The organism is Streptomyces sp. NPDC007896 (assembly GCF_042959425.1).
In the GTDB taxonomy this organism is placed as follows: domain Bacteria; phylum Actinomycetota; class Actinomycetes; order Streptomycetales; family Streptomycetaceae; genus Streptomyces.
This window is the reverse complement of the sequence record NZ_JBIBKX010000001.1, coordinates 1,297,685-1,314,130: the sequence shown is the minus strand read 5'-3', so window position 1 is coordinate 1,314,130 and position 16,446 is coordinate 1,297,685. Positions and strand designations below refer to the sequence as shown.

Annotated in this window: 18 protein-coding genes, 1 tRNA gene and 1 pseudogene; 11 read left to right on the top strand and 9 right to left on the bottom strand. The window is 70.5% G+C overall.

The genetic code is table 11. The features are described from left to right. Positions 1–710: 710 nt before the first annotated feature. From ACFZDJ_RS05925 to ACFZDJ_RS05900, 6 genes are all read left to right on the top strand, one after another. Positions 711–1,013 (top strand): hypothetical protein, encoded by a 303-nt coding sequence (locus tag ACFZDJ_RS05925; RefSeq protein WP_384905778.1) that lies wholly within the window; start codon positions 711–713, stop codon positions 1,011–1,013. A gap of 118 nt (positions 1,014–1,131) precedes the next feature. Further along, a complete protein-coding gene (locus ACFZDJ_RS05920) occupies positions 1,132–1,371 on the top strand; it encodes a chaplin (protein ID WP_384905777.1) in 240 nt (79 codons plus the stop codon). A 178-nt stretch (positions 1,372–1,549) separates the two neighbouring features. Then, positions 1,550–2,047, top strand: a complete 498-nt coding sequence (locus ACFZDJ_RS05915) for a DUF5949 family protein (RefSeq protein ID WP_391056380.1) — start codon at positions 1,550–1,552, stop codon at positions 2,045–2,047. Further along, positions 2,047–2,658 carry a vitamin K epoxide reductase family protein gene (locus tag ACFZDJ_RS05910; RefSeq protein WP_384905775.1) on the top strand — a complete coding sequence of 204 codons (612 nt, stop codon included), beginning with the start codon at positions 2,047–2,049 and terminating at the stop codon, positions 2,656–2,658. Before ACFZDJ_RS05915 ends, ACFZDJ_RS05910 begins: the two co-directional genes overlap by 1 nt. A 101-nt stretch (positions 2,659–2,759) precedes the next feature. Further along, positions 2,760–3,278, top strand: coding sequence for a hypothetical protein (locus ACFZDJ_RS05905; RefSeq protein WP_391056377.1), 519 nt, complete (start codon positions 2,760–2,762; stop codon positions 3,276–3,278). A gap of 122 nt (positions 3,279–3,400) precedes the next feature. Next, positions 3,401–3,550: a hypothetical protein gene (locus tag ACFZDJ_RS05900; RefSeq protein WP_391056374.1), complete on the top strand. Its 150-nt coding sequence runs from the start codon at positions 3,401–3,403 to the stop codon at positions 3,548–3,550. Positions 3,551–3,553: 3 nt separating this feature from the next. Here ACFZDJ_RS05900 and ACFZDJ_RS05895 read toward each other — a convergent pair whose 3' ends face one another. Then, the gene (locus tag ACFZDJ_RS05895; protein ID WP_391056371.1) at positions 3,554–3,718 is read right to left on the bottom strand and encodes a hypothetical protein; all 165 of its coding nucleotides are present in this window, start codon (positions 3,716–3,718) and stop codon (positions 3,554–3,556) included. Positions 3,719–3,873: 155 nt separating this feature from the next. Between ACFZDJ_RS05895 and ACFZDJ_RS05890 the strand changes: the two genes are divergently transcribed. From ACFZDJ_RS05890 to ACFZDJ_RS05875, 4 genes are all read left to right on the top strand, one after another. Continuing rightward, positions 3,874–4,461, top strand: a complete 588-nt coding sequence (locus ACFZDJ_RS05890) for a hypothetical protein (protein ID WP_390927115.1) — start codon at positions 3,874–3,876, stop codon at positions 4,459–4,461. A 30-nt stretch (positions 4,462–4,491) separates the two neighbouring features. Continuing rightward, positions 4,492–5,250 (top strand): DUF1775 domain-containing protein, encoded by a 759-nt coding sequence (locus ACFZDJ_RS05885; protein WP_390927117.1) that lies wholly within the window; start codon positions 4,492–4,494, stop codon positions 5,248–5,250. A gap of 249 nt (positions 5,251–5,499) precedes the next feature. Next, positions 5,500–6,210, top strand: coding sequence for a hypothetical protein (locus tag ACFZDJ_RS05880; RefSeq protein WP_391056369.1), 711 nt, complete (start codon positions 5,500–5,502; stop codon positions 6,208–6,210). Between the two features lie 120 nt (positions 6,211–6,330). Then, positions 6,331–6,963, top strand: a complete 633-nt coding sequence (locus tag ACFZDJ_RS05875; RefSeq protein WP_143601690.1) for a sigma-70 family RNA polymerase sigma factor — start codon at positions 6,331–6,333, stop codon at positions 6,961–6,963. 121 nt (positions 6,964–7,084) lie between these two features. Here the strand turns inward: ACFZDJ_RS05875 and ACFZDJ_RS05870 are convergent, their stop codons facing one another. The 4 genes from ACFZDJ_RS05870 to ACFZDJ_RS05855 form a co-directional block, all read right to left on the bottom strand. Next, positions 7,085–8,494: a Cys-Gln thioester bond-forming surface protein gene (locus ACFZDJ_RS05870; protein WP_391056366.1), complete on the bottom strand. Its 1,410-nt coding sequence runs from the start codon at positions 8,492–8,494 to the stop codon at positions 7,085–7,087. A 274-nt stretch (positions 8,495–8,768) separates the two neighbouring features. Further along, a complete protein-coding gene (locus ACFZDJ_RS05865) occupies positions 8,769–9,236 on the bottom strand; it encodes a single-stranded DNA-binding protein (protein WP_390927122.1) in 468 nt (155 codons plus the stop codon). 194 nt (positions 9,237–9,430) lie between these two features. Further along, on the bottom strand, positions 9,431–11,371 hold the full coding sequence (locus ACFZDJ_RS05860; protein ID WP_391056865.1) for a GTPase: 1,941 nt from the start codon (positions 11,369–11,371) through the stop codon (positions 9,431–9,433). Between the two features lie 254 nt (positions 11,372–11,625). After that, the gene (locus tag ACFZDJ_RS05855; protein ID WP_384905767.1) at positions 11,626–13,233 is read right to left on the bottom strand and encodes a dynamin family protein; all 1,608 of its coding nucleotides are present in this window, start codon (positions 13,231–13,233) and stop codon (positions 11,626–11,628) included. Positions 13,234–13,543: 310 nt separating this feature from the next. Here ACFZDJ_RS05855 and ACFZDJ_RS05850 point away from each other — a divergent pair. Continuing rightward, positions 13,544–13,619 (top strand) — tRNA-Arg (locus tag ACFZDJ_RS05850). Between the two features lie 228 nt (positions 13,620–13,847). On the opposite strand, the gene ACFZDJ_RS05845 is transcribed toward ACFZDJ_RS05850, so the two are convergent. From ACFZDJ_RS05845 to ACFZDJ_RS05830, 4 genes and pseudogenes are all read right to left on the bottom strand, one after another. Continuing rightward, positions 13,848–14,474: a hypothetical protein gene (locus tag ACFZDJ_RS05845; protein ID WP_391056363.1), complete on the bottom strand. Its 627-nt coding sequence runs from the start codon at positions 14,472–14,474 to the stop codon at positions 13,848–13,850. Next, a complete protein-coding gene (locus ACFZDJ_RS05840; protein WP_391056360.1) occupies positions 14,471–14,725 on the bottom strand; it encodes a helix-turn-helix domain-containing protein in 255 nt (84 codons plus the stop codon). The genes ACFZDJ_RS05845 and ACFZDJ_RS05840 overlap by 4 nt, the downstream gene beginning before the upstream one ends. Then, positions 14,722–15,632 (bottom strand): annotated as a pseudogene (locus ACFZDJ_RS05835) (replication initiator); the annotation flags it as partial. The pseudogene ACFZDJ_RS05835 and the gene ACFZDJ_RS05840, both read right to left, overlap by 4 nt. A gap of 257 nt (positions 15,633–15,889) precedes the next feature. Next, positions 15,890–16,225, bottom strand: coding sequence for a hypothetical protein (locus ACFZDJ_RS05830; protein WP_391056358.1), 336 nt, complete (start codon positions 16,223–16,225; stop codon positions 15,890–15,892). Positions 16,226–16,446: the final 221 nt, after the last annotated feature.

The window sequence follows — 16,446 nt, the reverse complement described above, 5'->3', positions numbered from 1 at the left end:
CCTTCTGCCGGCCGCCTTCCCCAACGGGAGGGCGGCCGGTCCGCGTTGGTCCGATTGGGGGAAGCGGGTCCAAGGCCCTTGCCTGGCTCCTAGGGAACATCCATGCGTGCTCTGCCCCACGGCGCATCCTCGCCCCCGGTCATTGACCTGCTGAACGCCGTGCTCAAGGCGGAAGGCTGTCGACACGCTGGTCGCGGCGGTCACGTCCGGTGACGCCACCCAGGTGGTGTCGGCGGCCAACGCTGTGGTGACGGCCCTTGTCTACGTCGTCGCCGAGGTCCTGGGCGGTAACCCTGTCCTCCTGGGCGCGGGGGAGCGGTGCCTGAGGCGAAGCAGTTGTCAGCCCAGGGTCTTTGAGAAGTCTCGAAGTGAGCAGCCCGCCTGCTGAGCCCGCCACCTCGATGGCCGCGATCGGCGAGTGGATGGCTGACACACCGGAACGCGCCGTGGGCCGTCGTCAAGAAGAACCACCCTGCTCTCCCCGAGTGGGTGCGCAGACGGCCCTGGCACGGGGAGCCCGAGCCGGGCGGCGCGCCGGGCCGCGGCCCTGGACGGGCCGCCGGCCACACGCTGTTCATTGCGGGTCGGACGTTCGGGTGGGGTGCGGGAATCGTCTGCACAGGGTTTCCTTCGTGTCCGGGTCTCGTTAGTCAGTCCGGAAAAAGCGGAAATTCCCTCCGGTGGCACCTGTCACCGAAGAAAGGAGCACGATGAAGTCCCTGAATGCTGCCGCTGTCGTTGCCGGCTCCGTGATCATCGCTGGTGCCGCCGCGCCCGCCTTTGCCGTCGAGGCCTCCGACCTCACGCCCACCAGTCTCAACAGTGCACTGGAGACCATCGCCAGCCAGCGCTCGCTCAGTCTGAAGGACGTGCAGCCCCTGCAGCATCAGTCGAACGCGCTCGACACCGAGAACAAGAATTCGGTGCTCAACGCCGTGAGCGGCACGACGAAGGCGCTCAACGCGGCCGGCGGCCCCGCGCGACTCCTCGGCGGACTTCCCCTCCGGAACTGATCGGTTCCCTCCGGAGCCAGTCGGTTCAGGGAAATGAATTCACTTCATCGCGTGTCTTCCCGAAAGGCCTGCGGACTCATCCCTAGGCTGAAGCAAGTCACCAAGGAAAGGACGGGCGATGAACCCTGTCAAGAAGGCCGCTCTCATTTTCGCCACCGCCGGAATGGCCGCGGGTGCCGCCGCGGGCAGCGCCGTCGCCGATGCCGGCGCACAGGGCTCGGCGACCAATTCCCCCGGTGTCGCCTCCGGCAACGTCATTCAGATCCCCGTGGACGTTCCGGTGAACGCCTGTGGCCTCAGCGTCAACGTCATCGGCGCGCTGAACCCGGCGTTTGGGAACGTGTGCGACAACAAGTGACCTCGTGCCTCCTCGATTGACGTCGCACGCGGACTGAAAGGGCTGATTCCGTACCCGCGGAGTCGGCCCTTCGCGTTGTTCGAGGAGCGTCCCCCGTTCGTGTGGTCGCCCGTCGGCTGTCGGCCATTCGGGTGAGAAATCGGCCGGGCCCGTTCGGGTGCGTCGATAAGGTTCCGCGGTGACCTCAACCTCAAGCCAAACGCGCCCTTTCCGGGCCGTCGACCTCGGCACGCTCGCCGTCATTGCCTTCAGCGGTGAAGTGCCCGACGGCGACATGCCCTATCTCCTCGCCTACTCCCTGGGCGACGGTGAAGGAGGCCCGGCGGCCGCCACGGCCGCCATCGAGCAGTTGCTGCGGAACAACGGTCTGCCCGTCGGCGACTCGCTACTCGACGGGACCCGGCAGCCGAACCTGCCGCTCAGCCTCCTTGTCGAGGCGGGCCAGGCCGTCGTCACGATGCCGTACCTCAACGCTCAGTGCGTCGTGCCGCCCGAGTGGCTCGCGGCGGTCGGTGAACGGGGCTACGCCTACTTTCTGTTCGCCACCCGCGTCTGGCCCGAGGCCGAGCCCGGCAAGCCCGTCGAGCCGGAGAGCCTGGCGGCCTTCGCGGGTAACGAGGAGATCCTGCTCAGCGCGGCCCACGTACTCCTGCCCGCGCACAGTTTGCGCGGCTGATGACACGGACCGCGGGCGGCGCCGCGAGGGTGCGGACCGCGGGGGGCAGCCGCGCGTTCGCCCTGCTACTGGTGATCACCGGCGCGGCCGGTCTGCTCGCCGCGTGGGTCATCACGATCGACAAGTTCAAGCTGCTGGAGAACCCGAACTTCGTGCCGGGGTGCAGCCTGAACCCGGTCGTCTCCTGCGGCAACATCATGAAGAGCAAGCAGGCCGCGGCCTTCGGGTTCCCCAACCCGATGCTCGGCCTGGTGGCGTACGGCATCGTGATCTGCGTCGGGATGAGCCTGCTGGCGCGGGCCACCTACCCGCGCTGGTACTGGCTGACCTTCAACGCCGGCACCCTCTTCGGCGTCGGATTCTGCACCTGGCTCCAGTTCGAGTCGCTGTACCGGATCAACTCGCTGTGCCTGTGGTGCTGTCTGGCGTGGGTCGCCACGATCATCATGTTCTGGTACGTGACGTCGTTCAACGTACGGCATGCGTTTCTGCCCGCGCCCGACTGGTTGCGGGGATTCCTCGGAGAATTCACCTGGGTCCTGCCGGTCGTGCACATCGGGATCATCGGGATGCTGATCCTGACCCGCTGGTGGAATTTCTGGACGAGCTGACTATTTGGTCCGTCAGGGGAATCCTGAACTGAAGGCGTTCTCAGGATCGTTACCCGGTATGGACGCAGACCCACCGAATCCTGAAAGGGACCGTACCTGAGATGAAGTCGACCACTCGAGGAACTCTTGCCGCCGTCGTCACCGGCGTCGCGGCAGCGATGGGTGCCGCCGCCGTGACGCCGGCCGTCGCGGCCGAAAAGGTTCCCGTCCCCGTACCTCTGGACGGCGTGGGGCGCGCCCTCAACCTGCAGACGCCCAAGATCGCCGGGGAGCTTCCGGTGCCGATGCCGGGCGGACCCGAGGGACCGCGGTACGTCGAGGGCCGACTGCTCCCCGACCAGGCGGTGCCGCGACTGCCGGTCGACGCCGGACTGCCCGGGGCGGGTTTGCACACGCCCCTTCCGAACCTCCTCGGGCCCGGTTTCGATCACCTCGGGGCGGACGCGCCTGCCGCCGATCTGACCACGTTGACGCCGGGGCTGGCCGTGGACACCCCGCTCAGCGCACCCAACCCTGACCACTACGGTCTGCCGGACCTGAAGCTCCCTCAGGCCGCCGTCCTCGGACCACTGCTGAAGACGGTGCCCGGGGCGAACGTCGGCATGGGAGAGGGGGATTAGTACTCCGGTTGTGCTTCTCCATTTGTCCTGGTCAGCGTGCCCGCTTCGAATCCGGAGGGTTGATGCTGCATCAGGGCAGTGGCGGTTCGTGACCCGCTCGATCGGGGTGCGTTGAGACTGCCATGGAGTCGGATATCGAAGCAGGGCTGTGGGCCACCCAGTCGGAGTCGTGCCGCTGTGGGTGGGCCGGCGGTTCGGGCGCGACGAGCCGGCTGGCGACGGGCGAGCGCGATGCCCGCTGGTGGCGCCGGATCGTGGCGGAGTCGCCGTAGTGCTCAGAGGCCGGGAAAGCCGGTCACAGGGCAAAGGGCGACAGCGTGATAGCAGCGACGCTGCTGTGGGGGAGGAGCGATGTTGAAAATAGTGGCGACCTCCACGTCGTCCGCCACCGGCGACCAGGCGGCGACCTCGGTCGCCACGCCCTGATAGTGGTCGAGCACGACACAGCGAAGCGGTATGTCAGGTTCCTACCTCCCTCCCGGTTCGACCGGACCCTGCCCGAGCGGCATTTCGAGGCCTCCGGACGGCCTCGGAGGAAGCAGCTGCTCGGGAAGCCGCGACGGCCGTTCGCCCGCCATGGCAGTATCTGGGCTCCATGAGTGCGTCCCCAGAGGTACGGAGCCTGCGCGCGGCGGTGTTCGCCGTGCTGTGCGTGCTGCTGGCCGCCGGGGGGCACGGGCTCGCCACTGGTCAGGCGCCGCCGCTGTGGGCGGACGGCGCCGGGCTCCTCGCCGTCTTCTCGGTCGGCTGGCTGCTGGGCGGACGCGAACGCTCGCTCGTCGGGATCGGCGGCGGGATGCTGGCCGCCCAGGCCGGACTGCATCTCGCCTTCGAGGCGGCCGGTCCGCGGATGGCGATGGACATGCACGGCGTGCACATGGCGAACCCAGAAGGGCACGCCATGACACCGCACGCCACCGCCGCCCACGTGGTGGCCGCCCTCCTCGCGACCTGGTGGCTGCGGCGCGGTGAAGCCGCGTTCTGGTTCCTGCTGCGACGGGCCGCGGCCCTCGTACCGGGGCTCGCCGCCTGGTGGCGGGTGCGCACGGGGTGGTCCGCCGTACCGACGCGGCCGGCCGTCGTACGCCGGACCGTGCGGGAACCTCGGCCGCTTCGGCAGCTGCTGCTGCGCCACGCGCTCTCCCGTCGGGGACCGCCGGCAGGGCTCGCGTACACGCCCTGACCGCATCCCCACCAGTACGGAGTTCCCCTGATGTCCCCGATTCGCACCACCCTGCGCCGCGCCGGCCTTGTCGCCGCCCTCACCACGGCCGGTGTCCTGGCCGCCGCGGGCGCCGCCTTCGCGCATGTGACGGTCCACCCCGAGACCTACGCCAAGGGAGCCACGGACGGTGTTCTCACCTTCCGCGTCCCCAACGAGGAGGACACCGCGAGCACCACGAAGGTGCAGGTCTTCCTGCCGACGGACCACCCGGTCCTCGGCGTGCTCGTCACCCCTCAGGAGGGCTGGACGGCGCAGGTGACGACCACGAAGCTCAAGACCCCCGTCAAGACCGACGACGGCACCATCACCGAGGCCGTCTCGGAGATCACCTGGACCGGCGGCCGGATCCGGCACGGCCAGTACCAGGACTTCAACGTCGCCTTCGGCCAGCTGCCCGACGACACCGACCAGTTGAGTTTCAAGACCCTGCAGACCTACTCGGACGGCAACGTCGTTCGCTGGATCGAGGAGGCGAAGAAGGGCGCGGAAGAGCCGGAGAACCCGGCGCCGGTGCTCACCCTGACCGCCAAGGACGCGGAGACGGGTTCCGGCGGGACCTCGGACTCGGCGTCGGGCTCCGCCTCGTCCTCGTCGTCGAGCTCGGCGCCGGCCGTCGCGGCCGACTCGACGTCGAGCAGTGACTCCACGGCCCGTGGCCTGGGCATCGCCGGACTGGTCGTGGGCGTGCTGGGCCTGGCCGCGGCCGGCTACGCCCTCGCGCGCGGCCGGGGTGCCCGCTCCGAGTAGTTGAGCGTCCTCTCACTGGTTCTCACTGGTTCTCGCCGGCTCCCATCGGCTCTCACCGGCCGATGACCACCCGCTGAGCGGTTGCCGTCCCGCCGACCTTGCCCTCCGTCGGCGGGACGGATTCCCCCCACCAGCTCGCTCGTGAACACCGTGCGTCCGACGCGAGTTGAGCCCGCGCATGAGTGGGGCGTGAGAAATTTCCGTACCCTCCCCTGACGCCTGTTGCCCGGATGCGAGGATGAGCCCGCCATGACTGCTGGGTGGTGTTCTCGCACGGTACGGGCCGCGGTGTTCGCGGTCGTCTGTGTGCTGCTCGCCGCCCTGGGGCACGTCATGATGTCCGGCGGCACGGTGCCCTGGTGGGCGTTGGGCGCCTCGGGCGCGGTGATCGGCGGCGCGGGCTGGTGTCTGGCCGGCCGGGAACGCGGACTGCCCCTGATCGTGTCCGCCGTGGTCGCGGCGCAGGCGGTACTCCACTCGGTGTTCTCGCTCGCGCAGTCGTCGGGCTCCCTGGGAGTGTGGGGCGCGGCGGCCTCGGTCTTCACCGGCCACGACATGAACTCCATGCCCACGGGTCCCATGTCCATGAGTTCTATGCCCTCGAACTCCGTGCCCATGGACTCGACACGCATGGACGCCATGGACATGGGCGCCATGGACCACCCGGGGCACGCGGCGGACGGCACGTCGTCCTCGCTCGGCATGCTCGCCGCCCACCTGCTGGCCGCCCTGCTCTGCGGCCTCTGGCTCGCGCACGGAGAGCGCGCCGTCTTCCGTGTCCTGCGGGCCCTCGCCGGCCTGTTGGCAGCCCCGCTGCGGCTGCCGCTCGCGCTGCCCGCGCCGGTGAGCCGCCCGCGTCCGCGCGTCCGCCGCGACCGCTCCGCCCGCGCCCCGCGCCGGCTCCTTCTCGTCCACGCGATCACTTCTCGGGGTCCGCCCGCTGGGACCGCTGTCGTCTGAAGACAGCCGGTTCCCCGAGGCCGCCCCTGTGCGCCCCGGGCCTCGGCCGTACGCCCTCGTGCGGCCGGTTTCGCTCACCGGACCCTCGGACCGCCCTCGCGCGCCGGGTCCGGATCCCGGATGACCCGAGAAGGACACCAGGTGACCACTCCTGCCCTGCCCACCTCACGTGACGCGTCGCTGACGGCCTGGGCGCTGGCCGCCCGCGCCGGTGACCCCGACGCCGTCGACCAGCTCGTGCGCGCCCTGCACCGCGACGTACGCCGTTACGTCACCTATCTGGGCGCGGACCCGCAGACCGCCGACGACCTGGCCCAGGACACCTTCCTGCGCGCCCTCGGCAGCCTGCACCGCTTCGAGGGCCGCTCCTCGGCCCGTACCTGGCTGCTGGCCATCGCGCGCCGGGCCGTGATCGACAGTTTCCGCACCGCGGCGGCCCGGCCCCGGCTGGCCGACTCCGACGACTGGCAGCTCGCCGCCGAGCGCGCCCAGCCGCGCGGCCTGCCGGGCTTCGACGACGGCATCGCGCTCGACGAACTCCTGGCCGAACTGCCCGAGGAGCGTCGCGAGGCCTTCGTGCTGACCCAGCTCCTCGGACTGCCGTACGCGGAGGCGGCCCTGGTGAGCGACTGCCCCATAGGTACGGTCCGCTCACGCGTGGCCCGTGCCCGCAGCGCCCTGATCGCCTCGCTGTCCGACGCCGAACGCTGTGGACTGCCCGAGCGGCGCGAGCTGGTCGGCGCGATGGCCTGACGGGCGCGGCCGGAAAGGGGCGCGGCCCCGGTCGCCTGGGGGCGGGCCGGGGCCGCGGCTCACGGAGTCACCGTGCTGCGGTCACTCACTGTTGAGTTGCCAAGGTGCGGTGGCGCTGTGCTCAGTTCTGCGCCGGTGCCTTCTTCTTGCGGAGGAGGAACACCGCCGCGCCGCCGATCACGACCAGGGCGACGGCGATGCCCGTGATGATCGGGGTCGCGCCGGAGCCACCGGTCTCGGCGAGGTTGGTGCCCCCGGTGGAGGCGGCGCTCGCCAGGGCCGGGCTCGGCTCACCGACCGTCTGGGTCGTGATGTCGCTCGCGCTGCCCTGTGTCTTGCAGTCGAGCATGCCGGTGAAGTGCTTCTCGAAACCGTTCGGACCCGTCAGCGTGAAGTCGTACGCCTGGTCCTCCTGCAGCGGGACCGTCACCGTCAGGGACTTGCCCGCGGTGACGGTGTGCTCGGCCCCCACCAGCTCGAAGGTGAACGGCGCGTCGCCCGTGACGGTCGCCGTGACGTCCACGCCGCCCTTGGCGCAGTTCGTCGTGGCGGACAGCGCCGGTATCGCGCCTTCCTTGGCCCAGTTCGCGGTCGCCGTCGCCGAGACCGTCGACTCGCTGGAGCCCGCGAGGATCTGTGTCTGGCTGCGGGTCCTCGAGGCGAAGGCCCGGCCGACCGGCACGGTCGTCGACGCCTGCACGGTCAGCGCCGCCGAGCCGTCCGTGGCGTCCTTCGGCACGTCGAAGTAGAGCCGGCTGCCGTCCGTCGCCGAGGTGATCGCCTTGCCGTCCTTGCCGACGACCTTCACTCCACTGGCGGCGGCGTCCGCGGGCGGCGTCACCGTCACGCTGTCCGCGTCGGTGTGCACGGTGATCGGGCCGAGCCTCTCGCCGGCGTGACCGGAGACCGCGGGCGGGTCGAGGGTCAGCGAGGCCTTGGGCTCCGCCACGTTCCGCGCGTTCTTCTGCAGGTAGTCGGCGAGCTTCTCAGCCTGCGGGTCCAGCGCGTCCACGTCGGCGCCGTCCGAGTACCGCCAGATGGCCACCTGGGTGCCGGCCGCCGCGTCCTGCTCGGTGAGGCCGTGCGCACCGGCCATGTCGGCCAGCGCCGCGAGGTCGTTCACCTGTGGGTAGGAGTGCTGCAGGATCCAGCGGATCTTGCCGGCGTCCTTGTTGCCGTTCAGCGAGGTGCCGCTCCAAGAGGTCTCCTGGTACTGGGCGTCCCGCTGGGTCGGGTTGTGGAGGTCGATGCAGTACGTCTGCAGCATGCCGCCGCCGTCGACGGACATCTCGAACAGACCGGCGGACACCTGCTGGTCCACGCCGTTGTCGTGGACCACCGCGGCCCCGTACGTCTTCAGACCGCCGATGGTCGCGCTCGCGCCGCCCTGACTCTGCGGGGCATCGTCGGCGGCGGCCGCACCGGCGGTGGCCAACGCCCCCGCGGCGACGAGCCCCGACACCAACGTCGCGGCGGCGAGGCGAGCGGCCCCTCGCCTGCGCGCGGACCACGCAGAGAACGAAGAAAACACAGAATTCCCCTTCGAGCAGGACCCGTTGACATGGGGGGACGGTCCCGCCAGCAGAATCAGAAGCCCCGTGAGCTATGCCCGGCATCCTAAGGACGTGGGCGTACCGCGCTTCCCGGTCCTGCCGTCGGATAACCGATCCGAATCGGAATCGTTATCGGTCGGCGAGCCTGTGAGCTGCGCTTATCGACAAATCAATGAGGACTGTCCGGAACGGATTTGTCGATAAGCCGCAGTTCGGTCAGGTCGCCTGGCCAGGGCGATTCCGTACCTGACGTCAGGTCACTCCGGCGGGTTCAGGCGTCTGTTGGGAGAGGTCGAGGGAACGACTCTCCGGCTCCGTCTCCCAGTTGGGCTCGGGCCGGGGGGACGCATTTGTGTCCCCTTCCTTGTTCGGGCGCCGGAAGGCCGAGGTGCCGCGCGAGAGGTCGTGGCCGATGGCCACCGCGTCGATGTCCGCCGACGTCCAGCTCTGTCCTTCGCGTACCTCGGTACGCACCTTCAACCTGCCCTGCACGATGACGGGATCGCCCACCGACAGCGATGCCCCCACGTTGGTGGCGAGCGCGCGGTTCGCCCACACGGTGAAGAAATTGGTGTGCCCGTCCGTCCAGGCGCTCTTCTCGCGGTCCCAGTACCGCGCCGTCACCGCCAGGCGGAACCTCGCGGATGCGCCATTCGCCAATTCTCGGTAGACCGGCTGCGTCGCCACGTTCCCCACCGCGCACACCAGCGTCTCGTTCATGTCCGACCCCTCTCCCGTACGAATGCGTCTGTCGCGGCGAGCGCATGCTCTACGTTCGCATGCGCTGCGATCGCCGCGAGTTCAGACTGCCTTCGTCGGGCCGGGCCCGCTGAGCCCTGTGTGCTACCGGCCGGTTGTGGACAACCGCGTCATCCGAAGGGGTGGAGGCACTTCAGCCCGTGGAGTGCTTCCTCTCATCCGACCGGCGCCGACGCCCCCGTGACCCGCCCGTACTGCTCCCGTACCTCCCGATACCGCAGCAATTCCGCCGCCACCGGATCGAGTACCCGCGCCCTCCCGCACCCGGCGGCGGCTTCGCGCAGTCGCCGTTCCGCTTCGAGCCCGTACCGCTTGGCCGGTCCGCGCGCCGCCATCCTGCTGCCCCACTCGACGGCCGGGCCGCCGATGATGCCCGCCAACATCAGCAGCACCGGCACCCCGAGGTTCGGCGCCATGAACCCGATGATCTGCCCCAGCAGCCACAGTCCGCCGATGATCTGAAGAATCGTCATCGAGGCCTGCGCGAGCACGGCGGCCGGCCACCAGCCGGGCCGCGGCGGCCGCCCCACCGGTGTCGTGGCGCGCGTCGCCATCTCGTCCAGCGCCTCCGGCAGCCCCTGCGCACCGCGCACGGCCGCCTCGCGCACCGCCTGCGCCCAGGGCGCGGGCAGCCCGCGAGCCGCCCGGTCCGCCACCGTACGCACCGCCTGTTCGACGCGCTGCCGGGCCGTGGCCTCCTCGTCCGCGGGTGCCCGTACCGACAGCCGGCCCGTCGTCGGGTCCCCCCGGTCCTGGACCCAGCGCCACAGCCGCAGCCAGGGGGTGCCGCACGCGCGGTTGGCGTTGCGGCGCCACGCGCGCTCGGCCGCCTGGCCTGCCGCCGTGGCGCCCACCGCGTCCGCGAGCCGGTCCGCGAACTCGTCGCGCGCCTCCTCGCTGAGCCCCGTACGACGCCCGGTCGAGTAGACGGGACGCAGTCGCGTGGCGGCCGCGTCGAGATCGGCCGAAATTCGACGGGCGGCGGCGCCCCGCTCGGCCAGGAACTGGCCGAGCGACTCGCGCAGTTCGCCGATGCCGTCCCCGGTGAGCGCGGACAGCGCCATCACGGTCGCGCCCGGTTCGCCGTACTCGCCCAGTGCGATCCCGTCCTCGTCGAGCAGTCGTCGCAGATCGTCGAGGACCTGGTCGGCGGCCTCGCCGGGCAGCCGGTCCACCTGGTTGAGGACCACGAAGGTGACCTCCCCGTGGCCTGCCATGGGCCGCAGATACCGCTCGTGGAGCATGGCGTCCGCGTACTTCTCGGGGTCGACGACCCAGATGACCGCGTCGACGAGCGCCAGGATGCGGTCCACCTGCTCGCGGTGCTGGACGGCTGCGGAGTCGTGGTCGGGCAGGTCGACCAGGACGAGGCCGCGCAGTTGTGCCTCCGCCTCCGGGCTCTGCAGGGGACGTCTGCGCAGTCGTCCCGGGATGCCGAGCCGGTCGATGAGGGTTGCCGCGCCGTCGCTCCAGCTGCACGCGATGGGCGCCGCGGTGGTGGGCCTGCGCACGCCCGTCTCCGAAATGGCCACCCCGGCGAGCGCGTTGAAGAGCTGCGACTTGCCGCTGCCGGTGGCCCCGGCGATGGCGACGACGGTGTGCTCACCGGACAGCTTGCGGCGCGCCGCCGCCTCGTCGAGGACCCGGCTCGCCTCGGCGAGCGTCCCGCTGTCCAACCGGGTGCGCGACAACCCCACCAGTTCGCGGAGCGCGTCAAGGCGCGACCTCAGGGGTCCGTCGTACGCGAGCGGGGGCGGCGGGGTCTGTACGGCGGTCTTGGTCTCCAGGACCAGGGACGGGGCGTGTGCCTCCTGGCCGGGGGCCGTCTCGGACACGCGGCGGGCGATCAGCCCGTCGTCCCAGGCGGTCTCCGACTCGGCACGGGTACCGATGTCGTCGGTCTTCACCCGCGTGTGCCCGGCGTCGTCCTTCACGCGTGTGTGCGCGCCGCCACGCGGGGCATCGAAGGCGACCTCCTGGGCCCGCTCGGCGTCCTCCGTCTCTGCCTCTGTCTCCGCCTTCGCTTCTGTCTCCGTCTCCCCCTCGGCTTCCCCCTCCGGCTGCGCCTTCGTCACGGACTCCATGGGAGCCTCCATCGCGGCCTCCCCGGCGGCGGGCTCGCCGTCCGCGGCTTCCGTGGCGAAGGCCTCCGGGGAGTCGGCCTCGGAACGAGAGGCTTCAGGGCGGCCGTTTTCGGAACTTCCCTGGTCGGACGCGCCCGCGTGGTCGGACGCGTCGTGACCGGACATTCCGTGATCGGACGTGCCGTCGTCGTGGGAATCGTCTTCGGGGGAATCGTCTCCGGCATGGTCGGCGTGATCCGTGTGGTCTGTGACGGCAGTCACCGCGGTCACCTCTCCTTCTGCAGTACGGACAGCGCGGCGATGAGTTCGGCCTGGGGCTCTGGGTGCACGTCGAGGGCGTCGAGCGGGGCGAGACGGCGCTCGCGCTCGGTGTGCAGGGCCCTGTCGAGGTACTCGGCAAGGAGGCGCCCGCCCCTCTCGCGCAGCCGCAGGGCGCCGTGCGCGCCGAGCCGCTCGGCGAGCCCCTCGCCCGCGTTGCGTGCCCTGTGGCCGCCCAGGAGCGCGGTGGCCACCAGCGCGGCGACGACCTCGGCGTCCGGTGCCACGCTCTTGTCGAGGCGGCCGACCTCGTCCTCGGCGTACTCCTCCAGGACCCGCCGCCAACGTCGTACGGACATCCCGATCCGGTGCTCGGCGCTCTCCAGCGTCGGATCACGGTCCGTCAGCCCCGGAGCACCCGAGGCCGGTTCGCGCCGCCAGGCGTCGTCCACGCGCTCGTCGGCGGCCGTGACGGCGCACAGCAGGAGTGCGGCCAGGCTCTCGACGAGCGAGTCGAGCAGTTCACCCGCGGTGCAGTCGAGCGGGTAGGCGCGCCACCGCTTGAGCGCGTCCCCGGAGAGCACGGCACCGGTTTGCAGACGCCCCTTCACGCGCGCGTGCTCGCTGTCGTACGCCCCGTCGACGGCGGCGGTGAGCCGCAGCGCGGCCGCGTACTGCGCGGCGGCCGCACCGGCGAGCTCAGGCATCCGGGCCTTGAGCGAGTCGAGGACTCCTTGGGCCGTACGGGCCATCGCCGCGTGCCGGGCTCCGGGGTCCTGCGTCTGGTGGACGAGCCACGTGCGCAGCGGCGCGACGGCCGTGGCGGGCAGCAGGCCGCCGCCCCACGCGGACTCGGGCAGTTCCGGCACGGTGAAGCGGGGCACCTCGCCGAGCCCCGCCTTGGTGAGCAGGGCGCCGTACTGCCGCGAGACTTCGGACACCACCTGGTGGGGCACCCGGTCGAGAACGGTCACCAGGGTCGCCTTGTGTTCCTTGGCGGTACGCAGCAGATGCCACGGCACGGCGTCGGCGTACCGCGCGGCCGTGGTCACCATGACCCAGATGTCGGCAGCGCAGATCAGTTCGGCGGCGAGTACGCGGTTGTCGGCGACCAGGGAGTCGATGTCGGGCGCGTCGAGCAGGGCGAGGCCCCGGGGGAGGGTGTCGGCGGTTTCGATACGCAGCACCCGTTCCCCGCGCTCCATGAGGGCCTGAAGGTCGTCGCCGGGTTCCTGGTGGGGCACCCACGCGCGCGTGAGGTCGGGCAGCACCCGCATTCCACTGAACCAGTGATGGTCCTCCGGATGGCACACCAGTACCGGCGTCCGGGTCGTCGGCCGCAAGACGCCGGCCTCGCTGACCCGGCGCCCGACGAGGGAGTTGACGAGAGTGGACTTCCCCGCTCCCGTCGACCCGCCGATCACGGTGAGAAGTGGTGCTTCGGGCTCCCTCAACCGGGGCACCAAATAGTCGTCTAGTTGTGCGAGCAGTTCGTCGCGGTTGGCACGCGCGCGTGGAGCCCCCGCCAGGGGCAGCGGGAAGCGTGCGGCGGCGACACGGTCGCGCAGGGCGGAGAGTGCGTCGAGCAGCTGAGGCCGTACGTCCAAGGTCACCACATGCGAAGAATGCCCAATTTTGGAGGCTTTCTGAAGCATATGGCTATGTCTGCGCGCCGACAGGACACACGGGGCGGAAGGGACGACTGGGGCGCAGGCATAACGAGTGCACAACACCCGATGCGCGAGACGCCAAAAGCGGTGCACGATTCGTACCTGCCTGCGATTATCAGGACCGCTTCACTGAACCTCCACATTGAGCCACGGAGGCGAAGCGCCAGGGACAAGGACCCGGGAGCCCTATCCTTGTCCCCGGCAAGGTCACGGATCGGCCCACACCCGGGCACCACGAAACCGGCCACCACACCTGGCCCCCGTAGCTCAGTGGATAGAGCAGGCGCCTTCTAAGCGCTTGGCCGCAGGTTCGAGTCCTGCCGGGGGCGCCACTGAGAGCCCTCCCATCGGGAGGGCTTTTTTGCTGGTCAGGGCGGGTTCTGCTCGACACGGCGAAGCCCCGAACACCCCCCGACGATCAAGGGGAGGTTCCGGGGCTGTCCGGCTGTCACCGGGTTTTCGCCGGTGGCCGTGTCGAATACATGTCGAAGTTCTCGGCGAGAAGCCTCAGTGCGCGTCGGGCAGCTCGGGGAGATCCCCCGCGGCCTCCAGGCGCCTCTTCAGGTCAGGCAGCCGCCCCTCGACGCACCGAGCGTAAGTGGCCGGCAGCACCGGCACGCTGTTCCCGGCCCACTCGGCCACCTGGGCGGGCGGGGTCCCGTCATTGAGCCACTTCGTGAGGCGCGTGTGCCGGTGCGCGTCAGGGCCGGATGCCCCGGCACGGTGCGCGTCTCGCCCTCGGCACGGCCCTTCAGGTCGCGTTCCTCGTGAATCTCTCCGGTGCCGGTCCACTGCTTGACGACCTCAGGGGTCGCCGTACGGACCAGGAGTTCACACCATTGGTCCCCATCGTCGCGGCCGGGAAGCGTCACGTCTTTCACTCGCATGGCTACGGTTTCCTCCGGTCGCAGACCGCAGTAGTACAGCGTGGCGAAGAACGCGTGCGGCCGCATTCCTCCACGGGGCCGGCGCCGGATCCAGTCGAGGAGTGCCGCCGCCTGCTTACCGTCAAGGCGCGTGTCGACGGCTCGCAGGACCCCATCGACCCTCTCTGCCTCCTCCCAGGCCGAGACCGGCAGAGAGTTGGTGGCCGCCGACAGGGTCTTGGCCGTGTTCTTACGGCTGTTGCCGCCGAGCTCCGGCCAACGGGTGTCCACGTACTCGACGGCGAACGTGTACCAGCTCATCGAAGCCGACTTGGAGCGGTGGGACACCGGCAGCCCGGTGGCAATGACGAAGGCCGGGCGGCGTCCTCACGGTCGTCGAGCCAGTGATCGAGATCGCTCCGCCCGATCCTGAGGTCGCCGTTCGGGAGCTTGATGCAACGCGGCGCACGCCTCTTCGCCCGCCAGTCGTAGAAGGTCGAGCGCGAGACGCTCAGCTCCTCGCAGACCTCGGCGAGGGTGAGCATGCTGCGTGCCCGGATGGCCGTGGTCATGTCGTGCTCCCTTCGCTGCTCCCTTCGCTGAGCAGAGCTTCGCGGGCTGTCTCGCGGTTGGTCTGGAGGTCTCGCGCGATGGTCGCTGCGAGGGCGGCTTCGCCCGGGGTGTGGCCGTGGCCGGGGTACTGCCGGTCCGTCAGGACGAGGACGCTGTCCGGCTCGCGGTCGTCCAGGCCGAGAACGGAAGCCTCCTGTGCGGCGCGGTAGTCGGCGCGTTCCTGGCGGAGGGCGCCGAGGGTGGTGGAGTGGGTGCGCGACGTGGACGAGAAATGCCCGCGGAAGCCGAGCATGTGCGCCCAGGCACAGAGGCGCCGGTCCGGATAGAGGCCGTCCAGGTCGCGGCACGCGGTGATGAGCCGCCGTGTGTGGTCGGGCACTTGGTGGCGGTCGAGTTCGGAAAGCTCGCCGATGCGGCGGTCCAGGGTGCCGGTGTTCTCAGCGGCTTTGGTGGCGTACTTGGCCACACACGAGGCAACGGCCTGTTCGGTGATGTCGGAGCCGTCACCGAGGGCTTTGACCGGGCGGACGTCCAGCTGTCGGCCCCATCGGAGCGTCCGGGCGGGTTGGCCGTCAGCGGCCGGAACCGAGACGGACGTGTACGAGTGCGTGGCGGCGGCGCGTATCGCGTCCGTGAGCAGTTCGACCCTGGCCCAGACGGGCGGCGGTGTCCCGGGCCCCTCGGGGCCGTCGAGGCGTACGACGGCGTGGAAGTGCAGAGCCCCGCGCTTCTGGAACTCCGCCACCTTGCCGTACGAGACGCGCAGGTGGTCGGCGAGCTCCCGCCGGGTCAGACCGGCGCGGCGGCGAGTTCGCGGCGGAGTCGGGTCGTGAAGCGCTGCCAGAGCTGCCCGGCGTGATGATTGAACAGGACGGCTCCCACGTAGTCGTAGGCGTCCGGATCAAGCCCCGGCTGCGCTCCGCTCCACCGGGCGCGCTTCCCGGCTCCGCTCCGCGCGCCGCTCCTGCCTTTGGCCCGCTCCGCGCGGGCTGCGCCGACGCGCGCCTACATGCGGGTAGGGCGAGGGCCATGAGTCGATCACCGCAGAGCGCGGTCCACCGCCAGGACAGTGCCTCCGGCGGGGGATCGGCCGACAGCGGGAGGGGGGAGCTGGGGTGAGTGGTGGGAGAACCGGGCTGGTCGGCTGCCGCCGAAGGCGGTACTCAGCCCGTCTGTCCCTGCTCAGTGCCGGTTGCCGGCGGGACCGCCCGGAGCTTCGCCTCAAGCTGCACCCAGGACAGGTCCGGGCCCTCGAGCTCGACGACAGCACTCCAGACGGCGGGCAACTCGGTGAACTCCCAGAACGGCTGCCGGTGCATACGGACCACCCGGGCCGGGGGAATCACGGCTCCCGGTGGGCTGTCCACCGGGAGCACCGAATCGCCGAGGAAGACCCCCCGCTCCAGACTGACGCTGCGGGCGTGGCAGACCACCCGGTGCGCCGAAGGACGCTCGTAGACGATCAACACGTGCAGTAGTCCCACGGGCTCAGCGCTCATCATTGTGCGGATGTCTCCATCTGGGGTCTGGTGCGGATGAGGAGCAACGCCGACTGCACTGACGGCCGGAACTCCCACATCAGCGCCGTGATCACCCAACCTCGCTCTTTAAAGCGGTGGTCAGTCTTCTGAGCTGTACAGCAGCGAAGTACAGCAACTCGGCAGACCGGAGGCAACCGACTGAGAACGCTGCCGACCCTGCTGACCGGCCAAGCGACCCT